At 72.0% G+C, this 25,877-nt stretch carries 22 protein-coding genes; 11 read left to right on the forward strand and 11 right to left on the reverse strand.

The window, feature by feature from the left end; genetic code table 11:
* Positions 1-68: 68 nt before the first annotated feature.
* Positions 69-311, reverse strand: coding sequence for a hypothetical protein (locus QSK39_RS36630; RefSeq protein ID WP_285482402.1), 243 nt, complete (start codon positions 309-311; stop codon positions 69-71).
* Positions 304-1,584 (reverse strand): PspC domain-containing protein, encoded by a 1,281-nt coding sequence (locus tag QSK39_RS36635; RefSeq protein ID WP_285482403.1) that lies wholly within the window; start codon positions 1,582-1,584, stop codon positions 304-306. The genes QSK39_RS36630 and QSK39_RS36635 overlap by 8 nt, the downstream gene beginning before the upstream one ends.
* Before the next feature lie 92 nt (positions 1,585-1,676).
* Here QSK39_RS36635 and QSK39_RS36640 point away from each other — a divergent pair, with 92 nt between their 5' ends.
* Genes QSK39_RS36640 through QSK39_RS36650 form a run of 3 tightly spaced genes read left to right on the forward strand, consistent with a single transcriptional unit; the run spans position 1,677 to position 4,303 of the window.
* Entirely contained in the window at positions 1,677-2,273 is a 597-nt protein-coding gene (locus tag QSK39_RS36640; protein ID WP_285482404.1) for a restriction endonuclease, read from the forward strand.
* A 46-nt stretch (positions 2,274-2,319) separates the two neighbouring features.
* A complete protein-coding gene (locus QSK39_RS36645; RefSeq protein ID WP_502873341.1) occupies positions 2,320-3,615 on the forward strand; it encodes an ATP-binding protein in 1,296 nt (431 codons plus the stop codon).
* 7 nt (positions 3,616-3,622) lie between these two features.
* Positions 3,623-4,303, forward strand: a complete 681-nt coding sequence (locus tag QSK39_RS36650; RefSeq protein WP_284745472.1) for a response regulator — start codon at positions 3,623-3,625, stop codon at positions 4,301-4,303.
* 4 nt (positions 4,304-4,307) lie between these two features.
* On the opposite strand, the gene QSK39_RS36655 is transcribed toward QSK39_RS36650, so the two are convergent.
* On the reverse strand, positions 4,308-5,276 hold the full coding sequence (locus tag QSK39_RS36655) for a DMT family transporter (protein WP_285482406.1): 969 nt from the start codon (positions 5,274-5,276) through the stop codon (positions 4,308-4,310).
* A 106-nt stretch (positions 5,277-5,382) separates the two neighbouring features.
* On the opposite strand from QSK39_RS36655, the gene QSK39_RS36660 reads away from it, so the two are divergent.
* Complete coding sequence (locus QSK39_RS36660; RefSeq protein ID WP_284745475.1) at positions 5,383-6,285, forward strand: LysR family transcriptional regulator; 903 nt, start codon at positions 5,383-5,385, stop codon at positions 6,283-6,285.
* Here the strand turns inward: QSK39_RS36660 and QSK39_RS36665 are convergent.
* The 7 genes from QSK39_RS36665 to QSK39_RS36695 form a co-directional block, all read right to left on the reverse strand.
* Positions 6,282-7,379, reverse strand: coding sequence for a serine/threonine-protein kinase (locus QSK39_RS36665; RefSeq protein ID WP_285482407.1), 1,098 nt, complete (start codon positions 7,377-7,379; stop codon positions 6,282-6,284). The two genes, QSK39_RS36660 and QSK39_RS36665, sit on opposite strands and share 4 nt — an antisense overlap.
* 15 nt (positions 7,380-7,394) lie before the next feature.
* Complete coding sequence (locus QSK39_RS36670; RefSeq protein WP_285482408.1) at positions 7,395-9,020, reverse strand: serine/threonine-protein kinase; 1,626 nt, start codon at positions 9,018-9,020, stop codon at positions 7,395-7,397.
* A gap of 215 nt (positions 9,021-9,235) precedes the next feature.
* Positions 9,236-10,096 carry a hypothetical protein gene (locus QSK39_RS36675; RefSeq protein WP_285482409.1) on the reverse strand — a complete coding sequence of 287 codons (861 nt, stop codon included), beginning with the start codon at positions 10,094-10,096 and terminating at the stop codon, positions 9,236-9,238.
* 260 nt (positions 10,097-10,356) lie between these two features.
* Positions 10,357-11,745 (reverse strand): hypothetical protein, encoded by a 1,389-nt coding sequence (locus QSK39_RS36680; protein ID WP_285482410.1) that lies wholly within the window; start codon positions 11,743-11,745, stop codon positions 10,357-10,359.
* Positions 11,746-12,080: 335 nt separating this feature from the next.
* On the reverse strand, positions 12,081-12,395 hold the full coding sequence (locus QSK39_RS36685; RefSeq protein ID WP_285482411.1) for a hypothetical protein: 315 nt from the start codon (positions 12,393-12,395) through the stop codon (positions 12,081-12,083).
* Positions 12,396-12,459: 64 nt separating this feature from the next.
* Complete coding sequence (locus tag QSK39_RS36690) at positions 12,460-12,756, reverse strand: chorismate mutase (RefSeq protein ID WP_247060676.1); 297 nt, start codon at positions 12,754-12,756, stop codon at positions 12,460-12,462.
* A gap of 159 nt (positions 12,757-12,915) precedes the next feature.
* The gene (locus QSK39_RS36695) at positions 12,916-13,341 is read right to left on the reverse strand and encodes a DUF1707 SHOCT-like domain-containing protein (protein WP_285482412.1); all 426 of its coding nucleotides are present in this window, start codon (positions 13,339-13,341) and stop codon (positions 12,916-12,918) included.
* 108 nt (positions 13,342-13,449) lie between these two features.
* Between QSK39_RS36695 and pcrA the strand changes: the two genes are divergently transcribed.
* Entirely contained in the window at positions 13,450-15,870 is a 2,421-nt protein-coding gene (gene pcrA / locus QSK39_RS36700; RefSeq protein WP_285482413.1) for a DNA helicase PcrA, read from the forward strand.
* Between the two features lie 837 nt (positions 15,871-16,707).
* On the opposite strand, the gene QSK39_RS36705 is transcribed toward pcrA, so the two are convergent.
* On the reverse strand, positions 16,708-17,388 hold the full coding sequence (locus QSK39_RS36705; protein ID WP_285482414.1) for a M23 family metallopeptidase: 681 nt from the start codon (positions 17,386-17,388) through the stop codon (positions 16,708-16,710).
* Between the two features lie 1,610 nt (positions 17,389-18,998).
* On the opposite strand from QSK39_RS36705, the gene QSK39_RS36710 reads away from it, so the two are divergent.
* The 6 genes from QSK39_RS36710 to QSK39_RS36735 all read left to right on the forward strand — a co-directional run bounded on the left by QSK39_RS36710 (position 18,999) and on the right by QSK39_RS36735 (position 25,861).
* Positions 18,999-20,771, forward strand: coding sequence for a hypothetical protein (locus tag QSK39_RS36710; RefSeq protein WP_285482415.1), 1,773 nt, complete (start codon positions 18,999-19,001; stop codon positions 20,769-20,771).
* Entirely contained in the window at positions 20,761-21,090 is a 330-nt protein-coding gene (locus QSK39_RS36715) for a cobalamin-dependent protein (protein WP_285482416.1), read from the forward strand. Before QSK39_RS36710 ends, QSK39_RS36715 begins: the two co-directional genes overlap by 11 nt.
* Positions 21,091-21,208: 118 nt before the next feature.
* Positions 21,209-22,378, forward strand: coding sequence for an ADP-forming succinate--CoA ligase subunit beta (sucC, locus tag QSK39_RS36720; protein WP_285482417.1), 1,170 nt, complete (start codon positions 21,209-21,211; stop codon positions 22,376-22,378).
* Between the two features lies 1 nt (position 22,379).
* Positions 22,380-23,270 carry a succinate--CoA ligase subunit alpha gene (gene sucD, locus QSK39_RS36725; protein ID WP_155548957.1) on the forward strand — a complete coding sequence of 297 codons (891 nt, stop codon included), beginning with the start codon at positions 22,380-22,382 and terminating at the stop codon, positions 23,268-23,270.
* A 208-nt stretch (positions 23,271-23,478) separates the two neighbouring features.
* The gene (locus QSK39_RS36730) at positions 23,479-24,255 is read left to right on the forward strand and encodes a DUF5336 domain-containing protein (protein ID WP_285482418.1); all 777 of its coding nucleotides are present in this window, start codon (positions 23,479-23,481) and stop codon (positions 24,253-24,255) included.
* Positions 24,256-24,400: 145 nt separating this feature from the next.
* Positions 24,401-25,861 (forward strand): cell division protein PerM, encoded by a 1,461-nt coding sequence (locus tag QSK39_RS36735; protein ID WP_285482419.1) that lies wholly within the window; start codon positions 24,401-24,403, stop codon positions 25,859-25,861.
* Positions 25,862-25,877: the final 16 nt, after the last annotated feature.

Consider the following 25,877-nt stretch of genomic DNA (forward strand, 5'->3'; position numbering starts at 1 on the left):
GTCCCCGGACAGGACTCGAGGCCCTGGCGTGGGATCCAGGGCCTCGAGAGTGAGTGGTGTGTTCGGTTCTAGCGGCGGCGTTTGCCGAACGACGCGCCGAGGAGCATGAGCCCCACGAACACCGCGCCGCCGGCGATCACCCAGCGGAAGTCGAACTGCGGCAGCCAGCTCGCGCCGTCCGAGAGGACGTAGGCCGACACGAGCAGCGTCGCGACCCCGACGATCAGGGTGAAGATGTCCAGCCCACCGCGCTTCGCGGGCGGCTGGGTTTCCGTCGGGTTGTCGTAGGCGTAGGGGTTCTGGTCAGCCACGGCGCACCTCCACGTTGCCCACGCTGTTCTTGACGTGCAGGGTGATCTTCTGGCCGCCGGGGCCGTCCTTGCCGTAGTCGGTCCCGGTCAGCGCGTCCTGGCTGATGCCGTCGGTGGAGCGGTTGAAGCACTCCGTGGAGCCGGCACCGGTGTGGCAGTCGAAGGTGACGTCCGCGGTGTCCGGCACGGTGACCGTGGTGTCGCCCGCGCCGTTGACCACGTTGGTGGTGATCGGGGCGGAGCCGGCCGGCAGTTCGGTCAGGTCGAGGTCGATGTTGCCCGCGGCGTGCTGGTAGAGCGGCTTCAGGTCGGTCACCGAGTGCGGCGTCTCCTTGATGTCGCCGGCGCCGCCGCGGAAGTCGAAGTTCTCGAACGGCACGGTCGTCAGCACCATGCCGGCGATCGCGAGCGGGACGGCGAGCCCGATCAGGCCGCGCCCACCGCGGGCGAAGGCCCCGGTGACCAGGCCGATCCCGACCACGCCGAGCACCAGACCGACGATGTGCTGCGCGGAGAACCAGCTCGCGCCGTTGAGGTTCGCCAGCACGCCACCACCGGCGGTCAGCACGGCGAGCGCGAAGGTCACCGAGCCGACCTTGGAGTTGCGGCGCCGTTCCGGGCGCTCGTAGGTCGGCGGCGTGGGAGGCGGCGGCGTCGAGGACGGCGGCTCGGGCAGGTCCCAGCCGGCCGGATCGGCGGCGAGCGGGTCCCACCCCGGCTTCGTCTCCGCGGCCTCGGTCGCGGTGTCGGTCATGGTGAAGGCTCCGTTCCCGGTAAAGGCTTGTGACCGCGCGACGACCGGCGCGGGCCGGTTTTCCTGGCCGCGGTTGCGGTGCAGCAGGTAGAGCGCGATGGTGATGAGCGCGAAGCTGATGAGCGCGCCGCCGTCGAACCAGGAGCCGCTGAAGCTGCCCCCGATGCTGACGACGGTCAGGACGCTGAGAACGACGGCGAAGGCCGGCGAAACCGACGACCGGCCACGCCCGATCAGGCTTTCGAAGCCGGAGACCTCATCGCTCTCGCCCGGCAGGAAGAGCCACCCCAGCAGGTAGAAGGGAACACCGAAGCCGCCGAAGATCGTCGCGACGACCAGGGCGATCCGCACGACGACGGGATCGATCCCATACCGGTACCCGATGGCGGCGGCAACACCGGCCACTTTCCGCCCGGCATGCGGCCGCCTCGGCCGGCTCACCCAGAAGTCCTTCACGGTCTCCTCGAAGCCGTTCAACGGACTCGGCTTCGGTGCCCGTGTCTCACTCGCACCACTCATACCGAAGAGCATGCGGCACGGGCGGCCGGCGGACATCCGGGATGGTCCCTGAGGTTTCCCGGAGACGGATTCGGGGCCGGGGTGTAACGAGCGTGGGCGGGTGCGTCCTGCCCGCGCTGGGGATGGCCGCGGTGGGCGCCGCGGCGATCTCGGTCTTGAGTTTCGTCTCGGCACACCCGGTCATCTCGCTCGTCGGCGGCGCCGCTGTGCTCGGGGTGACGATCTACGGGCTCGTGCTGTGGCAGCAGCGGCGGGCTCGCGAGACCCGGCAGGCGTGGGAGCTCGACGTCGCCCGCTCACAGGAGATCGCGCGCTACCACGCGATGGCGCCGAACGAGTTCGAGCGCGCGCTTGCGTTCCTGTGCGCGAGGGACGGGTGCTCCCAAGCCCAGGTCACCGGCCGTGCCGGCGACCTCGGCGCGGACGTGGTCGCTTACGCACCCGACGGCCGCAAGATCGTGCTCCAGGCGAAGCGGTTCAGCGGGACGCACAAGGTCGGCGGCCCGGACCTCCAGCGCTTCGGCGGCACTTGTTACACCGTTCATGGCGCCCGCGTCGCCGCGGTGGTCACCACCTCGACGTTCACGAAGCAGGCTCGGCAGTACGCCGCTCACCACGGCATCCGCCTGTTCGACGTGCACGGTCTCGCCGCCTGGGCGAGCCGGACCGGTCCGGCGCCCTGGCACTGATCGGGCGGTCCGGGATTTTCCCCGATGCACCCCCGCCCGGCCACGTGTGACCATGGACCACGTGCAGGAAGCCCTCGACCACGTAGCCCCCGACCAGGTGGCCGTCCCGGACAAGCCCAAGATGTTCCGGCGCCGGTCCGGCCGGGCGATCGCCGGGGTCGCCGGGGGGCTTGCCGATCACCTCGGGGTGCCCGTCGTCTGGGTGCGGACGGCCTTCGCGCTGCTCGCCGCCCTCAATGGTGCGGGCCTGCTCGCCTACGGGCTCCTCTGGGTCTTCGTCCAGCAGCAGACCGAAGAAACCGCGACTGCCCCCACCTCGAAGGAACGCCAGCAGGCGTTCGGCCTGATCGCGCTCGGCGTCGGCCTCGCCGTCGCCAGCGGGACGCTCACCGGGTTCATCTCCGGCTGGGTCGCCGTGCCGCTCGCCGTCGCCATGATCGGTCTCGCCGTCGTCTGGCGCGAAGCCGACGAATCGCAGCGACGCCGCTGGCGGGTCGGCGCGAAGGACGGCTTCGCGGGCGCTTTCCTCGGCGGGGGTGGCTGGTCGGCCGCGATCCGGATCGTTGCCGGCGTCGCGCTGGTGATCACCGGCATCGGCGTCGTCGCGCTCCGCAGCGGCAGCCTCGACCAGGTCCAGTTCGCGCTGATCGCCGTCATCGCGACGCTCATCGGCGTCGCCGTCCTCACCATCCCCTTCTGGCTGCGGCTGGTCCGCGACCTCTCCGACGAGCGCAAGGCCCGCATCCGCACCGACGAACGCGCCGAGATCGCCGCGCACCTGCACGACTCCGTCCTGCAGACCCTCGCCCTGATCCAGAAGCAGAGCGAGCAGCCGCGCGAGGTTGCGCGGCTGGCCCGCAGCCAGGAACGCGAGCTGCGCGGCTGGCTCTACGGCCCCAACGGCTACGGCAAGCCCACCGAGAACGACGAAGAAGCGTCGGGCCAGCTCTCCGAAGCCCTCGCGACCGCGTGCGGCGAGGTCGAGGACACGTTCGCGATCTCCGTCGGCCAGGTCGTCGTCGGCGACGCCGAGCTCGACGACTCGCTGGTCGCGCTGGTCCAGGCCGCGCGCGAAGCGATCGTCAACGCCGCGAAGCACGCCGGCGTCGAGGAGGTCAGCGTCTTCGCCGAGGTCGAGCCGACGTCGGTGACGGTGTTCGTCCGCGACCGCGGCAAGGGCTTCGACCCCGACCTGGTCCCGGACGACCGCCACGGGCTCGCCGACTCGATCCGCGGCCGGATGACCCGCCACGGCGGCACGTGCAAGGTGCGCACCGCGCCGGGGGAGGGCACCGAAGTGCAGCTCGCCATGCCGGTGAAAGCGGGCAAGGGGGCAGCGTGAGGCGGCTATGCTCGAACTCGTGACTGACAGCCAGCGTGAACCGGTGAAGGTGTTCCTGGTCGACGACCACGCGCTGTTCCGCGCGGGGGTCCGCACCGAGCTCGACTCGATCACCGACGAGGTCCGCGTCGTCGGCGAGGCCGGCTCGGTGGCCGAGGCGGTGGCGGGCATCGCCCGCACGAAGCCCCAGGTGGTGCTGCTCGACGTCCACATGCCCGACGGCGGTGGCGCCGAGGTGCTGCGCCGCGTCCGCCCCGAGCTGCCGGACGTGGTGTTCCTGGCGCTGTCGGTGTCGGACGCGGCGGAGGACGTCATCGCGGTCATCCGCGCGGGCGCCCGCGGCTACGTGACGAAGACGATCTCGTCGAAGGAGCTGGTCCGCGCGGTGGTCCGCGTCTCGGACGGCGACGCGGTGTTCTCCCCGCGCCTGGCGGGCTTCGTCCTGGACGCGTTCGCCGACCGCCCGGGTTCGGCGCCGATCAACGACCCGGAGCTGGACCTGCTGACGCCCCGAGAGCGCGACGTCCTGCGGCTCCTGGCGCGCGGGTACGCGTACAAGGAGATCGCGTCGGAGCTGTTCATCTCGGTGAAGACGGTCGAGACGCACGTGTCGAGCGTCCTGCGGAAGACCCAGCTCTCGAACCGCTACGAGCTGTCTCGCTGGGCCTCCGACCGCCGTCTCGTCTGAGGCTTCAGTCCGCCAGAGGAGCGAGCGGCCGCGGGGAGCGCCCGGTGGTGTCGTCACCAAGCCCATCCGCCTGGACACCCGGCACTTCCACGACCACTCGCTCCGGCTTCTGGAGGCGGGTCAGCGCGACCCCGCCGAGGACGACCACCATGCCCGCGATCACCCTCACGTTCAGCTGCTCGCCCAGGAACACCGCGCCCAGCAGGACCGACACCACCGGCAGCAGGTAGCCGACCACCGACGCCGCCACCGCCCCCTCCGAAGCCAGCAGCTGGTAGTTCAGCGCGAACGCGAAGCCCGTCGAGCCGATGCCCAGCACCAGGACGGCCAGCAGCGGCCCGGGGGACACGTGCACCGGCGTGAACCCGCCCGCCGGCAGCGCCAGCACCAGCATCCCGCTGGCCAGCAGCATCTGCCCGGCCGAGATCGCGTACGGCGAAGACGTCGAAGACGACAGGTACTTGCCCTCGTAGACGAACGCGAAGCCGTAGCTCGCCGCCGCCGCGAGGCACGCCAGCGCGCCCCAGCTCAGCAGCCCCGATGCCTGCCACGGCGCGAAGATCAGCAAGATCCCGCCGAGACCCACCATGAGCCCCGCCAGCCGGGTGCCGGTCATCCGCGACGACGTCCCCATCATCGGCGCCGCCAGCAGCACCCACAGCGGCGTCGTCGAGTTCAGCACCCCGGTGATCCCCGAGTCGACGGTCGTCTCGCCGATCGCGAACAGCAGGAACGGCAGCGCGTTGTGGAAGAACGCCGCGACGGCCAGGTGACCCCACACCCGCCGGTCGCGCGGCAGCCGGGCCCGCTGCAGCCGGCACAGCACCAGCAGCATCGCCGCGCCGAGCACGAGCCGCGCCAGCACCAGCTGCACCGGCGAGAACATCCCCAGCCCCAGCTTGATCCAGAAGAAGCTCGAGCCCCACATCAACGCCAGCGCGCCGATCCGCAGCAGGGTCTTCGTCTCGCCCACCCCAGGTCCTCCTTCGCTGATCAAGCGCCAGCTTCGTCCCGGAAAGACGTAAGGACAAGCGAAATTAACTGCATGAACCGTTAAGCTCAGCTGTACGATCAAGGGCATGCTCGACGTCCGCCGCATGCAGGTCCTCCGCGCCGTGATCACCAGCGGGTCGATCACCGCCGCGGCTCGCAACCTCGGCTACACGCCGTCCGCGATCAGCCAGCAGCTGTCCGCGCTGGAACGCGAAGCCGGCACCGAGCTGCTCGAACGCGTCGGACGCGGCGTCCGGCCGACACCGGCGGGCGCACTGCTGTCCGAGCACGCCGAGACGCTCAGCGCCGAGCTCGCGAAGGCCGAAGCGGCGCTGACCGAGCTCAAGGAGGGCCGCATCGGCCGCGTCGCCATCCGCTACTTCGCGACGGCCGGCGCGTCCCTGGTCCCGCCCGCCATCGCCGCGGTCCGCCGCGAGCACCCCGGCGTCCGCCTGGACCTCAAGCTGGTCGAGCCGGACGACCCGATGATGGACGTCGAAGCGGGCAACGCCGACGTCGCGATCACCGTCTTCCCGCGCAAGCGGCCGCCCGGCAAGGGCGTCGAGCTCGTCCACCTGCTCGACGACCCGTACCGGGCCGTGCTGCCGAAGACCCACCCGCTGGCCCGCAAGCGCGTGCTCGACCTGACGGAGTTCGCCGAGGAGCCGTGGGTCGGCGTCGACGGCCTGCCGGGCGTCTGCCGCGACATCCTGGACAGTGCGTGCGCGTCCGCCGGGTTCACGCCGAACGTCGTGGTCGAGTCCGAGGACTACCAGACGGCGCAGGGGTTCGTCGCCGCCGGCATCGGCGTCGGGCTGATCCCGGAGCTGGGGCTCGGGGCGCAGCACCCGGGCGTCGTCGTCCGCAAGATCCGCAACCCGGAGCCGGTCCGCGCGATCCACGCGGCCGTCGCGTCCCGGGCGTGGGGCCACCCGGCCGTCCGCACGCTGCTCGAAGCCATGCGCGCGGCGACCGCCAAGGTGGCCTAGACGAAGAACAGCTCCGAGACGAGGATGCCGACCAGCACGGCCGCGAGGATCGCGGCCACGGTGATCAGCGTCTTCTTCGACACCGGCAGGTTCCACGCCGCCTGGGCCTGCGGCTGGGCTCCCGGGGCGGGCGGCGGCGCGTACTGCGTCGGCTGCCCCACCGGCTGCATCCGCTGCGTCTCCTCCGCCGAGGAGTAGCCGGGCGCGGAGACCGGCAGCTGCTGCTGGAACTGCGGACCCGACGGCGGCATCGGCGGTGCCGCGGGTGCCAGCCCCGGGTTGAACGGCGGCGGCGGAGGTGGCGGGATCCCGGGGTTGGTCGGCGGGATGAACGCGGTCTCACGCCCTTCGGTGATCGCGTTCAGCGAACGAACCGTGTCGGCCATCGTCGGCCGGGTGGTCGGGTCGGACCGCAGCATCTTGCGCAGCGCCGCGGTCAGCACGCCCGCGTTCTGCGCCGGCCGCTCGGACGACTGCCCGTCCTCGCCGAAGGGCGGCACGCCCTCGACGGAGGTGTACAGCGTCGCGCCCAGGGAGAAGACGTCCGCGGCCGGCGTCGGAGGCAGCCCTCGCGCGACCTCAGGCGCCACGTACGCCGCGTGCGGCCCGCCGCCGCTGATGCCGATGTCGGTGAGCTTCACGCCGCCGTCATCGGCCAGCAGCACCGTGCCCGGCTCGAGCGTGCGGTGCACGAACCCGGCCGCGTGGATCGCGATGAGCGCGTTGCCGAGCTGGATCCCCAGCTGCGCCGCCTGGTCGGGGGTGAGCCTGCCGTGCTCGGCGAGGAACGTCGCCATGCTGCGTGACGGGATGTACTCCATCACCAGCCAGACGTCCTGGCCGTCGGGCAGCACGTCGAACACCTTGATCGCGCTGGGGTGCTCGATCCGCGCCGCGTCCTTGCCCTCCTGCATGGCGCCCGCGCGCGCCTGCTCGGCGCGGTCGCCCGCGCCGACCGGCAGGTACATGCGCTTCATCGCGACGGTGCGGAAGAGCCGCGTGTCGAACGCCAGCCACACGATGCCCGCGCGGCCGCGGCCGATCGGCTGGTCCAGCCGGAACCGGCCGCCGACGATGGTGCCTTCAGAGCTCAACACAAACCTCGGGGATCAGTTGCCGGTTCCGCCCGCCGTCGAAGTCGGCGGGTTGGCCGACGACGTGGGCGGCTCTTCGCTGCTCGTCGGCGAAGTCGATGGCTTCGACGGCGTCGTCTTGGGAGTCGTGGTCTTTTCCGGCTCGGTCTGCCGCGAAGTCGTGCGCTTCGACGAGGTCGTCTCCGAGACCGGCGGCGGCACGTCCGCCGTCTCGGTCGGCTCCTCGGTCGTCGACGGCAGCGATTCCGACGTCGCGGCGGGCGTCGGCTTGCTGCTCGAAATCGGCGACGCCGGCGCCTCCGGGTTGTTCGGGCTCAGCAGCCAGACGGCCAGCGCGACCAGGCCCACGACCACGATGCCGCCGATGATCGCCGGGCGCTTCCAGGCGCCGGGCTTCTCGTCGTCATCGTCGGCCGGGCTGGTCTGCGGACGCCGCGGCGGGGGCGGCGGGGCCGGCTCGTCGTCGTAGTCGTCGTAGTCGTCCGCGTACGGGCCCTGGTCGTGCGGGGGCACCGGCACCGCGCGGGTGGCAGCCAAGCCGGGCGGCACGCCGCCGGCGTAGTGCTGGTCGTCCTCGGGGTAGCGCCGGTACCCGTCGTAGTCGTCCTCCGGGTAGCCCGTGCCTTCCGGGTAGTCGTCCTCGTCGTAGTACGGCACGGCCTGCGTCGGGGCCTGGTTGTCGAGCAGGCTGCCGGAGTGACCCGCGGGGATCTCGTCGAACATCTGGGTCGCGTTCGGGTCCGCGAGGGCCGCCGCGCCCAGGACGCCCGCGGACGGCGCCAGCATGGTCTCGTCCGCCGGCCCGCCGAGCGGGAGCTCACCGCGGGCGACGGCCGCCAGCAGCTCTTCGCACTCTTCGGCGGTCGGCCGGTGCTCGATGTCCGGGTGCAGCAGCACGGCCAGCACGCTGGCCAGTGGGCCGGACTGGCGCGGCGGGTTGATGTGCCCGGCCGCGACCGCGTGCAGCAGGCTCAGCGTGTTTTCCGACAGCCCGAACGGCGGCTGGCCCTCGCACGCCGCGTAGAGCGTGGACCCGAGGGAGAACACGTCGGACTCCGGACCGGGATCACCCCCGATGGCGACCTCGGGGGCCAGGTAGGCGGGGGTGCCGGCGATCATCCCGGTCTTGGTGACCGTGACGTCGTCCTTGGCGCGCGAGATGCCGAAGTCGGTGATCTTCACGACGCCGTTGCCGCCGAGCAGGATGTTGCCCGGCTTGATGTCGCGGTGCACGATGCCGACCGCGTGTGCCTCGCGCAGCGCCGCGGCGACCTGGGCGCCGATGCGCGCCACCTCGGTCGGCGGCAGCGTGCGGCGTTCCTGCAGCACGGCGGCCAGGCTGGTGGAGTTGAGGTACTCCATGATCAGGCACGGCTGCCCGTTGTCGTCGGTGACGACGTCGAAGACGGAGATCGCGTTCGGGTGGTGCAGGCGGGCCGCGATCCGGCCCTCGCGCATCGTCCGCTGCCGGGCGTCCTCCGCGTCGTGCTCGTCCAGGTGCGGCTGGAGAAGGAGCTGCTTGATGGCCACCGTGCGGCCCAGGACCTCGTCCTGCGCCTGCCAGACGGCTCCCATCGCGCCCGTGCCGATCCGGCCCGCGATGCGGTACCGACCGGCGACCAGGCGACCCTCGTCGCTCACGCGACCTCCCTTTGGGCTCCGACTTCACCAGGGCGTGAGGATCGGTGCCTGGTGACGCGGCCACGCGCACGCCGCTTCGCTGGAGCGTATGCACATGTCGTGGGCTGTGTGCCGACTCTCCCGAGATCGGCCCGTGACAAGGCTAGGCGCTCACTCTGCGCACACGAATCCGGTACGGGCACTTGAACCACGGGTGAAGGCGTGATCGCCGAGGGCTACATGTATTGGGCCGAGACGAGCTCGGCTTCGGTGATCAACCCGCCCGTGTCGGCGACCCGGAACAGCTGGGTCACGCGCACCAGGGCGCCGTCCGGCCGGTGGAGGGTCGCGACCGCGAGGATCGAGCCGTCCGGCTTGATCTGCGTGTCGGCCTCCTGGACGTCGATGGCGTCCATCGAGCTCCACGTGCGGACCAGCTCACCGGCCGCGCCGTCGGCCAGCGACGGGCTCAGCAGCGCGAGCGCGCCCGTCGAGTCCCGGGCGATGGCGGCGTAGAAGTCCTTGACCGCCTGGATCTTCCGGGCCGCGCTGCGCGCGTCGGCGGCGGTGTCCGGCACCGCCGCCGCGGTGGCGGGCGCGGCCTGGGTCCGGGGACCGCCGGTGGTCGACTCGTCGGCCGACGGCGCGCCGCCGGAGTGCGTGCCCGAGGTCGGGGCGCTGCGCTGCTCGGGCGCGCCGCCGCCGGCCTGGTGCTGCGGGACGGCGAGGCCGCCGAGCTCCGCGGCACCGGTGAAGCCGGCGGGCGTGGACTGGCCGCCTTCGGACACCGCGCGGTGCGCGCTGGTCAGCATCGGCGCGGCGACCACCGCGCCGGCGACGAGCGCTCCGGCGGCGACGAGCCCGGCCAGCTTGGCGCGGCGGACGAACCGGCTCTCCGGTTCGTCGGTGTCTTCGGCCTGTGCCGGCTCGCGGACGGGTTCCGGGCGCGGCGGCAGGAACCTCTGCGGATCGCGGAAGACCTGCTCGAGATAGTCGCGGTCGGCATCGCCGACGCCGTCGAGAATCTCGGCCGGGATCACGTCCTCGACGCGGACGGCGTTGGGTACCTCACGCCGTGTGCGCTGCCGATCAAGCACGAATGTCCTCGCTCTGGGGTTCCGGGGACGGTCGCTCGGCCGTTCGGCCGGGCTTCCGTTGGTCCGGATGGCCGACTCGTGGCCGGTTCCGGATCCGCTGTCGTCAGGTAACCCTGTGCGGACGGGCACCACCAGGCTCTGTCGCCGGAATGCCGTCGCGATACGACGAGCGGCAGCTTATGTCACCCACCCGGACCAGGGGTAACCGCTCGGCGCACCGCACGTGCATCGGAACGGGCGAACCGCACGTGCAGGGTTGGTTACTGGCCGTCAGCTGCGATCTTGTCGCCGTCCCCGAACGTCAGCGTGCGCTCCTCGATCGTCTTGGACCCGTCGGTGTGGGTGATCTCGACGGTGTTCACCGTGACGCCGCGCTGCTGGTCGATGCTGATCTTCCGGACCTCGAAGTACGCGACGTCCGCGTACCGCTCGGCGAGGGCCTGCGGGCCCTGGTCGTGGAGCTCGCCGGTGGTCACCGCCGACGCCGCGGCGGGGTCGGTGGTGACGGTGTTGAAGAACTTCTCCGAGTTGTCGCCCATGGTCTGCGCGTCCGGCGGGAACGAGTACCACCAGGGCGGCTTGACCGGGGTTTCGCGCTGGGCGGGCGTGACCGGGGGCTTCTGGGGCCGCGCGCTCGGCGTGGTCGTGCCGGACGTCTCCGAGTCGGTGGTGCCGCCGGTCCGCGGCGGCGCGGGGACGCCGTCGACGGGGCCCGCGCCACCGCCGCTGGTCCGGCCGGCCGGCTGGTCCACCGATGGGGTGCTGTCGTCCGGGCCCGGCGCGGAACCGCCCTGCCGGGACGGCGGCTCGGCCTCGCCGGTCGGGTCGATGAGGGTCGGCGCGCCCTGGTAGCCCGGCCACGCGCCCTGCACGGCCTGGTCCACCGGCGGCTTCCCGACCAGGTAGGACCCGGCGAAGAGCAGCCCGACGACCACGGCGCCGGACGCGCCGGTGGCGAACCAGGCCGCCTTCTTCCACGTCTTGGGCGGGGTCACGGACGCGGGCACCGACCCGATGGTGAAACCGCCGACGCCGAGCCCGTCGATCGGGGGAGCCGCGTAGATGCGGACGTCGTCGTCCTCCGGGTCCGTGCGGCGCGGCTGCGGGGTGGCCAGCGAGACGCGGGTGCGCCGCGCGGCCAGGTCGGCACGGGACGCGGGGCGCGACGGCGAGGTGTCCTCGACGTCGTCGGCCAGGGGGAGGCTGCCGTGCGACGCGGGGAACAGCGGGGGTGCGGGCCGCCGGTCGCGGGGCTGGGGCAGCGACGGCTGCGGGAGCGTGCCGGACATCGGCGGGAGCGGGTCCGCCGCGGATCCGTGCTGCGCGAGCGGGTTTGCTCCGGACCTCGGGTGCGCGAGGGGGCCTGCGCCGGACCTCGGCTGTGCGAACGGGTCGGCCTCGGAGCCGTGCTGCGCGAACGGGTCTGCCCCGAACCCCGCCTGAGCGAGGGGATCTGCCCCGGACCTCGGGTGCGCGAGGGGCAGGGACCCGGACACGGGCGGGTCGACCGGCGGCGGGCCGGCCGCGTGGCGCCGCCCGGCGCGGTTCTGGGACAGCGGGGGTGTCCAGCCGTCCGTGGTGCCGAGCCGGTGCCGCCCGGGATGCGCGGGCGCACTGCCGCGTCCGTGGAACTCCGTGCCGTGGGTCATGTCGGCTCGACCACCTGGCGGACCCGCCGTGACGCCGTCCGGCGGCAGGAGAACCCGATCGGAGCACCCTCACGAGCGGCTTCGCGTTCCGAATCCTGCGCAGATGCACGCGCATGCGAGACTGGGCGCGCGGGGCCGGTGCCCCCGCGCGCCTCCCGGGCTTCGCCCGACCCAGACGCAAGGGTCCTCACGGCGTCAACCCTAGGAGCATCCGGCGTAGAAAGTCGCCCCCAAACCTGCAAGTTGCAGAGGTTTCACTCGGTCGGGCGCGACCGAAAGGGGGAAAGTGACGCTACGAAATCTCACCCAGCGCCATCAGTCCAGCTCAGCGGGTTTCAGCCGCCGGTGCGATAACGGTCACGGGTGGACTGCAGCGCTTTCGTCGCCACCACGCCGCTACCCGCCGCGACGAGAATCGCCACGATGTCGAGCGTCGGTCCCCCGGCCGTGAGCAACCAGGCGAACAGCGAAGCCGCGGTCGTACCGCCGGCAACGGCCCAGCGGCCGCGCACGTACTGCGCGACCGGCGCGCCACCGGCCCGCTTACCCGCCGCGTTGTTCAGCATCGCCAGATACCCCACATGGCCCAGCGCGGCCAGCACGCTCGCGAGCGCGACGATGACGGCGATGAGGTTCACGAGCCAGTCCATGACCACAGTCTGCCCGTAGCCGGGGCGCCGGTGCCTCAGGGAAGACCCGGAATTCGGACAACCGTTACCGGCCCAGCCTGCCGCGGCCGAGGTTCAGCAGCGCCATGGCCAGCTGACGGCCGTCGGGGCCCAGTTCGCGGTAGCGCGCGAGGACGTCCATCTCGCGGTTGTAGACGATGCGCGTGCCGCCGGCGGCCATCCGCGCGGCCCCGATCGTCTTGGACACCTCGACCCGGCGTTTCACCAGCCGCAGGATCTCCTTGTCCAGCCAGTCGATCTCCTGCCGGAGCGACGCGATGTCGTCCCCGGCCGGGGTGTCCTCGGCGGGCTGGCCGTCGGCGTTCGTCGCTTGTGCGTTCATCGGGACCTCTTCCTTGAAGCCCGGATCCGGCCCCAGGGACGGCGACAGCCCCGGGTCCGTGGACTCCGGGGCTGGCGGTGATGGCGGTTCGGGCACTACGCGATCACGGGAGCCGGAGTCCGGGTCCCGTAAAAAAATCGCTCTGCGTGCCGCATGGGTTCAGTATGGCACAGCCGTGCCGGGCCGCTCCCGGAACGAGCGCACCCTGGCATGAACGAAGAGGCTCACCGCGAGCCAGAAGATCGGGAAGGCCGGCCAGAAGACGCCGGCGCCCAGCACCGCCCAGCGGACGATCGCCACGACCGCGATCGCGACCACCACGGCGAGGTGCAGGCGCAGCGCGGGGTGCCGCCGCAGCGCGGCCCGGGTCAACGGGAAGCCGGGGCGGGCCGGCGCGGGCCGCGGCAGGTCGGCGGTGAGCGTGCCCAGTTCGTCGGTGAACCGGGCGGCGTAGACGTGGGTGAGGCGCTCTTCGACCTCTTCGAGGGTGAGCCGGCCTTCGGAGCCGGCGGTCTGGACGGCGGTGGCGACGCGTTCGCGATCGGCGTCGGCGGCCCGGATGCGGGCGGTGCGGTTGTCTTCCATGCCAACCGATGCTCCGCGCGGCGGGCCCGCGGCGCGTCGGGCGCCAGGCGACATCTCCGGCTACGCCTGGCGCGGTAGCCCACCCGCCCGGGGTAGCGTGGACAGACGATGGACACCCTCTTCGATCTCCCCGCCGAGACCCCCGCGCGCAAGCCCGCTTCCGGCGGGCAGGCCGATCTGCTCGACGACCTGAACCCGTCCCAGCGCGAAGCCGTCACCCACGCCGGTGGCCCGCTGCTGGTGGTCGCGGGCGCGGGATCGGGCAAGACCCGGGTGCTGACCCGCCGGATCGCCTACCTGCTCGGGCAACGCCGCGTGCACCCCGGCGAAATCATGGCGATCACGTTCACGAACAAGGCTGCCGCCGAGATGCGCGACCGCGTCGCCGCGCTCGTCGGCCGCCGCGCGAACGCGATGTGGGTGTCCACGTTCCACTCGATGTGCGTGCGGATCCTGCGCCGGGAAGCCAAGACGCTGGACATGTCGTCGAGCTTCTCGATCTACGACTCGGACGACACCAAGCGGCTGATCACCTTGGTGGCGCGGGATCTGGACATCGACCCGAAGCGCTACGCGGCCCGCACCTTGGCCATCCACATCTCGAACCTGAAGAACGAGCTCGTCGATCCCGACGAGGCGTCGGCGAACGCGGCCAACGACCTCGAGCGCCGCGTCGCCGAGGTCTACGTCGAGTACCAGCGGCGGCTGAACCAGGCCAACGCCTTCGACTTCGACGACCTCATCATGCGCACGGTCTCGCTGCTGCAGGCGTTCCCGGACGTCGCCGAGTACTACCGGCGGCGCTTCCGCCACGTGCTGGTCGACGAGTACCAGGACACGAACCACGCGCAGTACACCCTGGTCCGCGAGCTGGCCGGGACCACGCCGAACGAGTCGGGCGTCGAGCCGGCCGAGCTGGTCGTCGTCGGTGACGCGGACCAGTCGATCTACGCCTTCCGCGGCGCGACGATCCGGAACATCGAAGAGTTCGAGCGGGACTTCCCGAACGCGCACACCATCCTGCTGGAGCAGAACTACCGCTCCACGCAGACGATCCTGTCCGCGGCCAACGCCGTCATCGAGCGGAACCCGAACCGCCGTGCGAAGCGGCTGTGGACGGACTCGGGCGACGGCGAGAAGATCGTCGGCTACGTCGCGGACAACGACCACGACGAAGCCGCGTTCGTCGCGGGCGAGATCGACGCGCTGGCGGAGAAGGGCGAAGCCGACTACTCGGACGTCGCCGTCTTCTACCGCACCAACAACCAGTCCCGCGTGTTCGAAGAGATCTTCATCCGGCTCGGCCTGCCGTACAAGGTCGTCGGCGGCGTGCGGTTCTACGAGCGGCGCGAAGTCCGCGACATGATCGCGTACCTGCGCGTGCTGGCGAACCCGGAGGACACGGTCAGCCTGCGGCGCGTGCTGAACGTGCCCAAGCGCGGCATCGGCGACCGCGCGGAAGCCGTCGTGGCGACGCACGCCGAGCGCGAGCGGATCTCGTTCGCGGCCGCGCTGCGGGACGCCGTCGAGGGCAAGGTGCCGCTGCTGAACCCGCGCTCGGTCAAGGCGATCGGCGGGTTCGTCGGGCTGCTCGACGAACTGGGCGACCTGATCACTTCCGGCGCCGAGGTCCACGACGTCCTCGAAGCCGTGCTGGACAAGACCGGTTACCGCATCGAGCTCGAGGAGTCGGACGACCCGCAGGACCACACGCGCGTCGAGAACCTCGACGAGCTCGTCACGGTGGCGCGGGAGTTCACCGAGATCACCGCCGAGGTCGTCGCGGACGAGAACGCCGAGCTGGTCGTGGAGCCCGGGGTGCCGGCGCCGGGGTCGCTGCCCGCGTTCCTCGAACGCGTGTCGCTGGTGGCGGACGCCGACTCGGTGCCCTCTCCGGACGGTGGCGAGGAAGGCGACGGCGGCGCGGGCGTGGTCACGCTGATGACCGTCCACACCGCGAAGGGCCTGGAGTACCCGGTGGTGTTCTGCACGGGCTGGGAGGACGGCGTCTTCCCGCACATGCGTGCCTTGGGCGACCCGACCGAGCTGGCCGAGGAACGGCGGCTGGCGTACGTCGCGATCACGCGGGCGCGCAAGCGGTTGTACGTCTCGCGCGCGATCACGCGGTCGGCTTGGGGCCAGCCGTCGATGAACCCGGCTTCGCGGTTCCTCGACGAGCTGCCGGGCGACCTCGTCGACTGGCGGCGGCTGGAGCCGTCCAGCGCCGGCTTCGGCTTCGGGTCCGGTTCGCGCGGCGGCGGCACTCCGCGGGCGGCGACGACGTGGGGTGGCAGGCGGTCTTCTTCGCCGTCTTCCTCTTCGGGGACGCCGTCGTTCGGCAAGGGCTGGAAGGACACCGTGGCGCTGAAGCTGGACGTCGGCGACCGCGTCAGCCACGACAAGTACGGCCTGGGCACGGTGATCTCGTGCGACGGCGTCGGCCCGCGCGCCACGGCGACGATCGACTTCGGCGCGGCCGGCAAGGTCCGCCTGATGCTGATCGGCAGCGTGCCGATGGTGAAGCTGTAACACCCGTCCGAGTGAACCCGGCGGCGATCTCAGCGATCGCCGCCGGAATCGTCGTACCCCACCGGTAGAACGGACCCCGCAGTCGAACACGAGTTCGACGGAGGGGGTAGTGCGGTGTGGACGCGGTGCTGTTTCACCTGTTGGCCGAAGGGGTACAAAAATACCTGCGAGGAGTCCTGGGGTCGGTGGTTCCGGATCGGGGTCCGGGCCCTTCGGGGGCTTCAGGAATTCCTTCGCATGCGGGAGCGGAGGCGTGCCGGCTGGCCGCCGCCTGGCGAGCGCTGCTCAGGCAGCACGAGCTCGGAGCGGACGGGCGATGTGTCACCTGCGGCCGGGGACGCCGCTGGACGACACGTCGAGCCGCGCGTGTCCGCTCCGCGGGGGGCGCAGGGGGAGCTGTGCCCTGGGGCTGGTTGCCGGTCCGGAGGTCCGCGGACCTGTGCACGGTGTGGCAGGTCGCGGTGGCGTACTTCGTCCGGCGCTTGCCGGGCGGGCAGCGTTAGCCGTTTCCGGGCGCTGAGGCGCTTTCCGGCGGCTTCTGCGGGGCCGAGGGTGATCTCGGGTGCCCCGAGGGGCGTCGAGCAGCCTGGAGGGCTCTCGATCGCCGATGCGGTTCACGGCTCTGCTGCGAGCGGGATCCGCCGCGCTTGGTCTGTTTTCGAGACCGTGGTCCGTGGCTTCCTGCCGGTGGCAGGCGATCGCGCTCGGACTGCCGCGGTCTCCCGGCCGGAGCGGATGTCCGCTCGAGTGAGGGGCGCCTTCGGCCCTCAGCCGCGGATCATGGCTCTACAGCCGGGTTTCCCGGTGCTCGTGGATCACCGGGGTGAAGCGAACGGATCAGATGACGATGCCGCGAGCGGCCAGCCAGGGCCGGGGGTCGATCTTCTTGGTGCCGTTCTGCCACACCTCGAAGTGCAGGTGCGGGCCGGTGCTCTGGCCGCGGTTGCCGATCTCGGCGATCTGCTGGCCGCACTTGACCTTCTGCCCCTCCTTGACGGAGAAGCTGTTCATGTGGCCGTAGACCTGGATCGTGCCGTCGTCGAGCTGCACCCGCACCCAGAGGCCGAAGCCGCTGGCGGGGCCGGCGTCGATCACGGTGCCGTCGGAGGCGGCGTAGATCGGGGTGCCGATCGAGTTGGCGATGTCGATGCCGAGGTGGCTCGTGCCCCACCGGGCACCGAAGCCCGAGGTGAAGGTGCCGTGGGCCGGCAGGCAGGTCTTGGGGCGAGCGGCTTCTTCGGCGGCCTTCTTGGCGGCGTCGGCTTCACGCTGCTCACGGGCCTGCGTGATGGAAGCGCTGTCGGAAAGCTTGGCGGCCTCGGCGGAGGCGTCGACGGCGTGGCCGGTCGGCAGGAGCTCCGGGGCGCCCCCGGTGCCCGCACCTCCCGCGGTGAGCGACGCGCTGGCGTCGTGGCTGTTGGCCAGCGGGGTGTAGGCGGCGTCGGAGTCGGTGACTGTCTTGAGGGTCGAGCCCGCAGCGGCGGCAGCGAACGCACCGGCAGCGACCGCGGCGACCACGACCCGGCCACGAAGGGCCGAGGAGGGCGGGGCGATGCGGTGCGCACCCCGGACACGAACGACTGCACCTTCGAGTGCGTCCTTCAGTGCCGGGGAAGGAGCTTGGCCGCCGGGGGAGCGGTGTGAAGCCAAGACAGGGCCTTCCATCGTCGGGGAGCCGGGTCGGAGGACTGCGGGCGGGGGAACCCGGTGAGCCAACCTCGGGGGTGGTTCGCTCGTCGTCCTACTTCGTGACCTGACTGTAATGGGGACCGGGGGACAGTAACGAAGGGGCACCGCTGTAAGCAAGATCTGCCCCGCCGGGCGGCCGATCGGGTGGTGTGGATCTTGCGTCCACCTGTGGAGATTACGCAAAGTTAGAGAGGGTTTACTGCATTGGTTGTGACTTGCCTTACAGCCCTCGCGGCCGGTTATCGACCGACGACCGGGGTCGGCGGCCTCAGGGCCCGGAATAAGCGTTTGCCTGGGGATGTTTAGACATGTCCGACGCCTGGCAACACCCGACGGCGGCCGCAGAGCCTCCAAGCGGCGGCCTGACAAAGGCGCGGCCGAGGGCATGAGTCGACCGTTCATCGACGCCCGCGAACCGCTCACCGACTGACGCCGAGCCCCAACCCCAAGCGGCCGGATTTGCCCGACTTCTCGGCCTTGCGCGCACGGATCACAAGGGTCACGCGTGACGAACCCCCGCGCCGGCCCCTGACTCATCAGCGCAGGCTTCCGACGAACCCTCCCGAGATCGGCCAAAGCCGGCCGCTCGCCATCCCGCGCCCCTCGACCACTCGCGCCGTAGGGGCGACCCGCGCCTCTTGCCACCTCGCGTCGCTGGATCAAGCAGCACCGCTCGCCAACCCGCTGCTCGGCGACCCGAGCCGCTCGGCGACCCGCTGCTCGCCGGGCACCCCGCGCCAATCGCCGACCTGCGCTGCTGGACAACCCGCTCGCCATCCCGCGCGCCTCGCCGACTCGCGCAGCTGAAACCCCGCACCGCTCGACCACTCATGCCGCTGGCGAACCGCGCTGCCGGACAAGCCCGGCGCCCCTCGCAGGCTCGCGTTGCTGGATCAAGCAGCGCCGCTCGCCGACTCGCAGCCCGCTGGGACCTCCCGCGCCCGCCGGGCTTGCTAGCGTCGCGGGCAATGCCCCCACGCTCAGAGCCTCCGACCGGGAGCACCCCCGGCTCCCCGGCCTCCCCGCAGGACCCCGCGGCCACCCTTCCCACCGGCAAGCGGAAGCCCCCTCGCGCACAGGCTTCCCGGCAAGCGCCCGCCGAAACCACCGAATCGGCGGAAGCCGCGGCCGGCCGACCGCCCACCGAAGCGGCAAAGGCCGGGGCTGCGGACCTCGGCGCCACTCGCGCGACTCCCGAACCGTCCGACGCGGCGAAGGCCAGGCCGGCGAACGCCACCAGCGCGGCCCGCGAACCCACCGGCGCGGCAAAGGCCGGCCCTGACCGTGCGGCAAAAGCCGAGGCCAAGCCTGCGAGTGCCCGCGCGCGGAGCGCTCGGTCCGAGCCCGCTGATCCCGCGCAAGCCGGGCCTGCCCGCGCGGCGAAAGCCGGGACCCGGCCCACCCCCTCGGCAACCGCCCGGCGCACGTCCTCGACCTCGGTGAAAACCCGTTCCGAGCCCACCGACCCCATCCCCGCCTGGGCCGAGGACACCACCCCCTCCCGCCCCCTCACCATCGCCCTCACACTCGCCGCCCTGGGCGCCGTCGCCCTCACCGCCGCCGCCCTCGTCCCCATCTCGCCGGCCGCCGCCCCCGGGTTCACCAGCTGGCCGTGGCTCGCCCTCCTCGCCCTCGCCCCCGCGATCGCCGCCATCTGGACCGCCGCCGCCCAAAGACCCACCCTCGCCAAAGGCCTCCTCCTCGGCCTGGCCGCCCTCGCCCCCGGCCGGCTGGTGCTCGACCTCCAATTCGCCGTCAACGGACCTCTCGCCATCCGGCCCGAGCTCTACCTCGCCGACCGCTTCGTCAGCGGCTCGGCCGTCGGTGCCGGGTTCTGGCTGCTCGTCGGCGGGGAACTGCTCACCGGGGCTGCCGGGGTTGCCGCCTGGCGGGCCGGGCGGACCTACGAAGAACCCGAACGGCGACGCTGGCGCCTGCTCGTCCCGCTGCTCGCCGTCACCGCCTCCGTCGGGCTGCTCACCGCCCCCGTCGGCTCGGACAACGGCTTCCTGCTCGCCCGTGCCGCCTTCGAAGGGCCCTGGCCCGCCCTCGGTGGCTACCTGCTGCTCGCCGCCGCGCTGCCGCTGGCCGCCGTGCTCGCGCTCGCCTCTCCGTCCGAAAGCACCGCGAAAGGCACCCTGCTCGGCCTCACCGCCGCCGCCTTCGGGGTTGCCGGGCCGCCCGTGCTGGCCGGGCTCCTCCGCGACGACCTCCACGTCACCTGGGGCCCCCTCCTGGTGCTCGCGGCGACCGCCGTCGTCGCCGGCCTCGCCTTCACCCGCCTCAGCGAAACGCCGAAAGACACCGAACGCGACGTCAAGGTGCCCGGCATCTTCTGGTGGCGCCTGACGACCGGCGTGCTCGGCCTCGCCACCGCGGCCGCCGCCCTGGTCGGCACCTTTGCGCCGCAGGTCGCCGTCACCGCGCTCAACCCCGGTGCCGCCGCCCCGGTCAGCGCCGCCGCCGAAAGCCCCGCCCGGTGGTTCCTGCTCGTCGCCGCGCTCGTCGTCGCCGTCCCCGCGCTCGGGACGCTCCTGCCGAAAACCGCCGCGACCGCCCGGCCCGTGCTCGGGCTCGCCTGGGCGGGGATCGTCCTGGCCGGTACCGCCGTCCTCAACACCGCCCTGACCGCCACCCAGGCCGGCAACCTCGCCGGCTTCGGGGGCGCGGACCTCGGCGGCACCTCCGGCGCCACCCCCGTCTTCACCTACGACCTCGGCGCCGGCGCCGCCTGGACGTTCGCCGCGCTCGTGCTCGCCGCCCTCGTCGCGCTCGCCGCCGCCGGAACCGGGGTCGTCGAACGCGAGGACGCCGACCAAAGCACCGAGGCGGGCAGCAGCCTGCTCACCCCCGTCGTCGCCGGCGGGGTGCTGGCCGTCGCCGCGTTCGGGCTGCCCGTCTTCAGCGTGCCCGGCTACGTCGCGCCCGGGCTCTGGTCGAACTTCGACACGCCTTCGTGGGGGCTGCTGACCACCGTCGTGGTCGTCGTCGGCGCGGCCGCGCTGGCGCTGCGGTCGCGGCCCAAGCCCGCGGCGGCCCTGCTGGCCGGTGCCGCCTTGCTCACCGCGCTGCACGCCGCGGAACTGCCGCTCGTCGGCGGCTCGCTCGGCGACGCGAGCCCGTCGACCGGCTTCTGGCTCGCCCTCGCCGCCGTCGCCGCGTTGCTCATCGCCGCCGGGATGTCGGTGGCCGGGAGCCGCGGTGAGCCGTGAGCGGACGCGGGTGCTCGTCGTCGAGTTCGCCCGCCCCGACCCGGCCGCCGTCGCGCTCGGCCGCGTGCTGCGCGACGCAGGCATGGAGGTCGTGCACGCCGGCTGCCTGGACACCGCCGAGCAGATCCTCCGGACCGCCGAGCAGGAGGACCCGGACGTCGTCGCCGTGCTCGGCGAGCGGCCGCCGCCGGACCTCGAACAGGCGCTCGACCCCGTCCGCGTGGTCCCGGCCGCCGGGAAATCCCCGGAAGAAGCGGTGGAACTGTTGGCCGGTGGGCGGTCTCACACCGCGGGAACACCGTCTGACCGCGTACGGTGACCGACTTCACCAGGTGCGGAGTCCCCTGCGTCTACGCAGGTCGCTAACCTCGACTGGTCCGACAGCGCGGTCCGGTCGCGGACCACCTGCAGTGGCGTGTCGTCAGGAGACTGGAGTAGTGGACCTCTACGAGTACCAGGCGAGGGATCTCTTCGCCGCCCACGGAGTACCGGTTCTGCCGGGCTCGGTGGCTAGCACCCCCGAAGAAGCCAAGGCCGCCGCGGAGCAGATCGGTAACCAGGTCGTCGTCAAGGCGCAGGTGAAGGTCGGCGGCCGCGGGAAGGCGGGCGGCGTCAAGCTGGCCCAGACCCCCGACGAGGCGAAGGAGAAGGCGGAAGCCATCCTCGGCCTCGACATCAAGGGCCACATCACGCGTCGCGTGCTGGTGGCCGAAGCCTCGGACATCTCGTCCGAGTACTACTTCTCCTTCCTGCTGGACCGGTCCAACCGGACCTTCCTGGCGATGGCGTCCTCCGAGGGCGGCATGGAGATCGAGCAGCTCGCCGTCGAGCGCCCCGAGGCGCTCGCCAAGATCCCGGTCGACTCGATCGCCGGCGTCGACAAGGCGAAGGCGCTCGAGATCCTGAAGGCCGGCAACTTCCCGGCCGACATCATCGACGAGGCCGCCGACGTCGTCGTGAAGCTCTGGGAGACCTTCGTCTCCGAGGACGCCACGCTGGTCGAGGTCAACCCGCTGGTCCGCGACCCGCAGGACAAGATCATCGCCCTCGACGGCAAGGTCACCCTCGACGAGAACGCGGACTTCCGCCAGCCGGGCCACGAGGCCCTGGTGGACAAGGACGCGGAGAACCCGCTCGAGGCGAAGGCCAAGGCCAAGAACCTCAACTACGTCAAGCTCGACGGCCAGGTCGGCATCATCGGCAACGGCGCGGGCCTCGTCATGTCCACTTTGGACGTCGTGGCGTACGCGGGCGAGAAGCACGGCGGCGTGAAGCCGGCGAACTTCCTCGACATCGGCGGCGGCGCGTCGGCGGAGGTCATGGCGGCCGGGCTGGACGTCATCCTCAACGACACCGACGTGAAGAGCGTCTTCGTCAACGTCTTCGGCGGCATCACCGCCTGCGACGCGGTGGCGAACGGCATCGTCGAGGCCCTGAAGATCCTGGGCGACGAGGCCGCGAAGCCGCTGGTCGTCCGCCTGGACGGCAACAACGTCGTCGAGGGTCGCCAGATCCTGGCCGACGCGAACCACCCGCTGGTCACCGTGGTGGACACAATGGACAACGCGGCCGACAAGGCTGCCGAGCTCGCCGCGGCAGGTGCGTGAGATGTCGATCTTCCTGAACGAGAACAGCAAGGTCATCGTGCAGGGGCTCACCGGCTCCGAGGGCATGAAGCACGCGACCAAGATGCTGAAGTCCGGCACGAACATCGTGGGTGGCGTCAACGCCCGCAAGGCCGGCCAGACCGTCACCATCGAGGGCAAGGACCTCAAGGTCTTCGGCACGGTCGAAGAGGCCATCAAGGAGACCGGCGCCGACGTGTCGGTCATCTTCGTGCCGCCGAAGTTCGCGAAGGACGCGGTCGTCGAGGCGATCGACGCCGAGATCCCGCTGGCCGTCGTCATCACCGAGGGCATCCCGGTGCACGACTCGGCCTACTTTTGGGCGCACGCGGTCGCGAAGGGGAACACGACCCGGATCATCGGGCCGAACTGCCCCGGCGTGATCAGCCCCGGCAAGTCGAACGCCGGCATCATCCCGGCCGACATCTCCGGCCCGGGCCAGATCGGCCTCGTGTCGAAGTCCGGCACGCTGACCTACCAGATGATGTACGAGCTGCGGGACATCGGCTTCTCCACCGCGGTCGGCATCGGCGGTGACCCCATCATCGGCACCACGCACATCGACGCCCTCGAGGCGTTCGAGGCGGACCCCGAGACCAAGGTCATCGTGATGATCGGCGAGATCGGCGGCGACGCCGAAGAGCGCGCCGCGGCCTACATCAAGGAGAACGTGACGAAGCCGGTCGTCGGTTACGTCGCGGGCTTCACCGCGCCCGAGGGCAAGACCATGGGCCACGCGGGCGCCATCGTGTCGGGCTCCTCCGGCACGGCCGCCGCGAAGAAGGAGGCCCTCGAGGCCGCCGGCGTCAAGGTCGGCAAGACCCCGAGCGAGACCGCCGTCCTCGCGCGTGAGCTGTACAACAACCTCGGCTGAGGTTTGACGCATTACTCCTGGTGAGGCCGGGCATCCGCAGGGTGCCCGGCCTTTCCGCGTTTCAGGATGAAACCTCCCGAGGTATTCACGCGTCTGATGGGCTGGTGGCCTGCGAGTGCGCTAGCGTTCTGCGCACGCAAGCCGCCTCGTCTTCCCCGGGTGCCCTCGTGCCCCGGAGTGCCGGTCGAACCGACAGGAGTGCTTCCCGATGACCTTCCCCAGCGGTGGGCCTGGCTACCCCCAGCAGGGTGGCGGCCAGCAGCCCCCCGGACCACCGTCCAGCGGCTTCCCGGCGCAGCAGCCGCCGCACTCGCACCAGGCGTCCTCGGGCGCCGCGAGCCTGACGCAGAACCTGCCGCTGCTGCTCGCGCTGGGCGTCGCGCTGTTCGGTCTCGTCCAGTACTTCCTCGGCTTCTCCGACGCCGGCGACGTCGGCCTCGGTGGCGTGTTCCTGCTGGGTGGTGGCCTGCTCGCCGGGATGCACGCGCTGCCGAAGGGGCCGAAGACGCTGCCCTTCGCGGCGCTGTTCAGCGTTCTCGGCGCGCTCTACATCCTGGACGCGCTGGTCGGGATGCAGACGTCGCCCGGCATCGTCACCGTCATCCTGATCCTGGGGATCCTGCAGATGGTCGCCGCGGTCGGTGCGCTGCTGCTCGAGTACGACGTCATCAAGCCGCCGACGCCGAAGCCCGCCGCGCCGTCCTACGGCGGCCAGTACGGCCAGCCGGGCCAGCAGCAGTACGGCCAGCCCGGGCAGCAGTACGGCCAGCAGCAGCCGGGTCACGGCCCGGGCCCGGTCGCCCAGGCCGGGGAGCCGGCGGCGCCGTTCTCGCAGGGCCAGTACGGCTCGCCGAACCCGCCCTCGACCACGCCGCCGCCGGGGCAGCAGGCCACGACGTACGCCCCGCAGCAGGGCTCGTTCTTCCAGCAGCCGCCGTCGGACAACCCGGGCACGCCGCCCGGTGGCTTCGGCAAGTCGAGCTGACGTAGTCCTCCGGAACACCCGCTGTGACGCTCTGTGTCACAGCGGGTGTTTTGCACTTCGAGGGTTACTCGACCGGGTGGGTTAGCTTCCCCACGCCGGCCGGCGGCGGCGTGGCTCACCCGGTCGGACCAGCGGGGATGTCAAGGTGCGGATCATGGACTTGCTCACCGACTCCCGCGAGGAGCCGGTGGGCGACCTCGAACCCGACGTCGTACTTTCCCGGGCGGCGCGGGTGCGGGTGTTGCTCGCCGCCGCCCTCGGCCCGCTGGTCACCGGCTACGCCGCCGTCGCGACCGTGCTGACGCTGGTGGCGCTCACCGCCCCGCGCACCGTCTTCTCCGGCACCGGCGTGCTGCTGGCCGCCGGGCCCGGCTGGCTCGCCGCGCACCAGGTCCGGCTCGACCTCGGCGTCCACCCCCTCGGCGTGCTGCCGCTGCTGCCGACGCTGGGCGCGCTCGCCCTGGCCGCGCGGACGGCGTCCGGCGCCACCGTGCGCCTCGGCTGCCGGTCGCCTCGCGAGGCGCTGCCGGTGTTCGCCGCGATCGCCGGCGCGCACGCGCTGTTCGGTCTTCTCATCGCGCTCTGCGCGCAGGGTTCGCCGGTGACGGCGAACCCGCTGGTCGCCTTCGCCGTGCCCGGGCTGCTCGCCGCGGCCGCCGCGGCGGTGGGCATCGTCCGGTGCTGCGGGCTGCCGGACGTCGTCGCCGAGCGCCTCGACCCCCTCGCCCTGCGCGGCCTCCGGGCCGGCGCGCTGGGCCTCGCGGTGCTGGTGGCCTGCGGTGCCGCCGTCTTCACCCTCGCGACCGCGCTGTCGTGGCGGACGGTCGCCGACATGTACGAGCCGGCGCTCGGCAGCAGCTTCGGGATGTTCCTGCTGTCGGTGCTGTACCTGCCGAACACCGTGACGGCTGTGCTGTCGTTCGTCACCGGGCCGGGCTTCTCGATCGGCGACCTGAACGTCGGGATGTTCGGCTACCGCGGCGGTGCCGTCCCCGGCGTCCCGCTGCTGGGCGGCCTGCCCGAGCACCACGCGGCGTGGTGGCCGGCGCTGCTGGTGCTGCCCGCGGCGGCCGGGGTGCTCGTCGGCTGGTCGCTGCGCAAGGTGGACGCGGACCCGGCGCAGCGCATCCGCGCCGTCGCGGTGGCCGGTGCGGTCGTCGCGCTCGGCTGCGTCCTGCTGGGCACGCTGTCCGGCGGGCGGCTCGGCGACGGCCCGTTCGACCCGGTGAGCGTCCCGGTCGGCGTCGCGTCGGTCGTCGCGTTCTGCTGGATCGTCATCCCGGGCTCGTTCACGGCGTTCTTCACGGGCGAGCACGAGCCGCCGGCGCCGCCCGAAGCGCTCGAAGACAACGAAGCGTTCGAGGACGCCGAAGAGGTCGACGTCGACGAAGCAGCCGAGGCCGTCGAGGAACTCGAAGCGTCCGAAGAGGACGAAGAAACCGAAGAGCCCGAAGAAGAACCTGACGAGGACGCGGAGTTCGAAGCCGAAGCCGACGCCGAACTCGGCCTCGAAGAACCGGCCGAAGACCGCCCCGAAGGCGACGAGGCTGTGACCGGAGGCACCGAGACCTGCGGCGACGTCGAGGCGGCCGAGACCGACCGTTAGGGTTGACGTGACCTGG

The organism is Amycolatopsis sp. NBRC 101858 (assembly GCF_030269325.1).
Taxonomy (GTDB): Bacteria; Actinomycetota; Actinomycetes; order Mycobacteriales; family Pseudonocardiaceae; genus Amycolatopsis; species Amycolatopsis ponsaeliensis.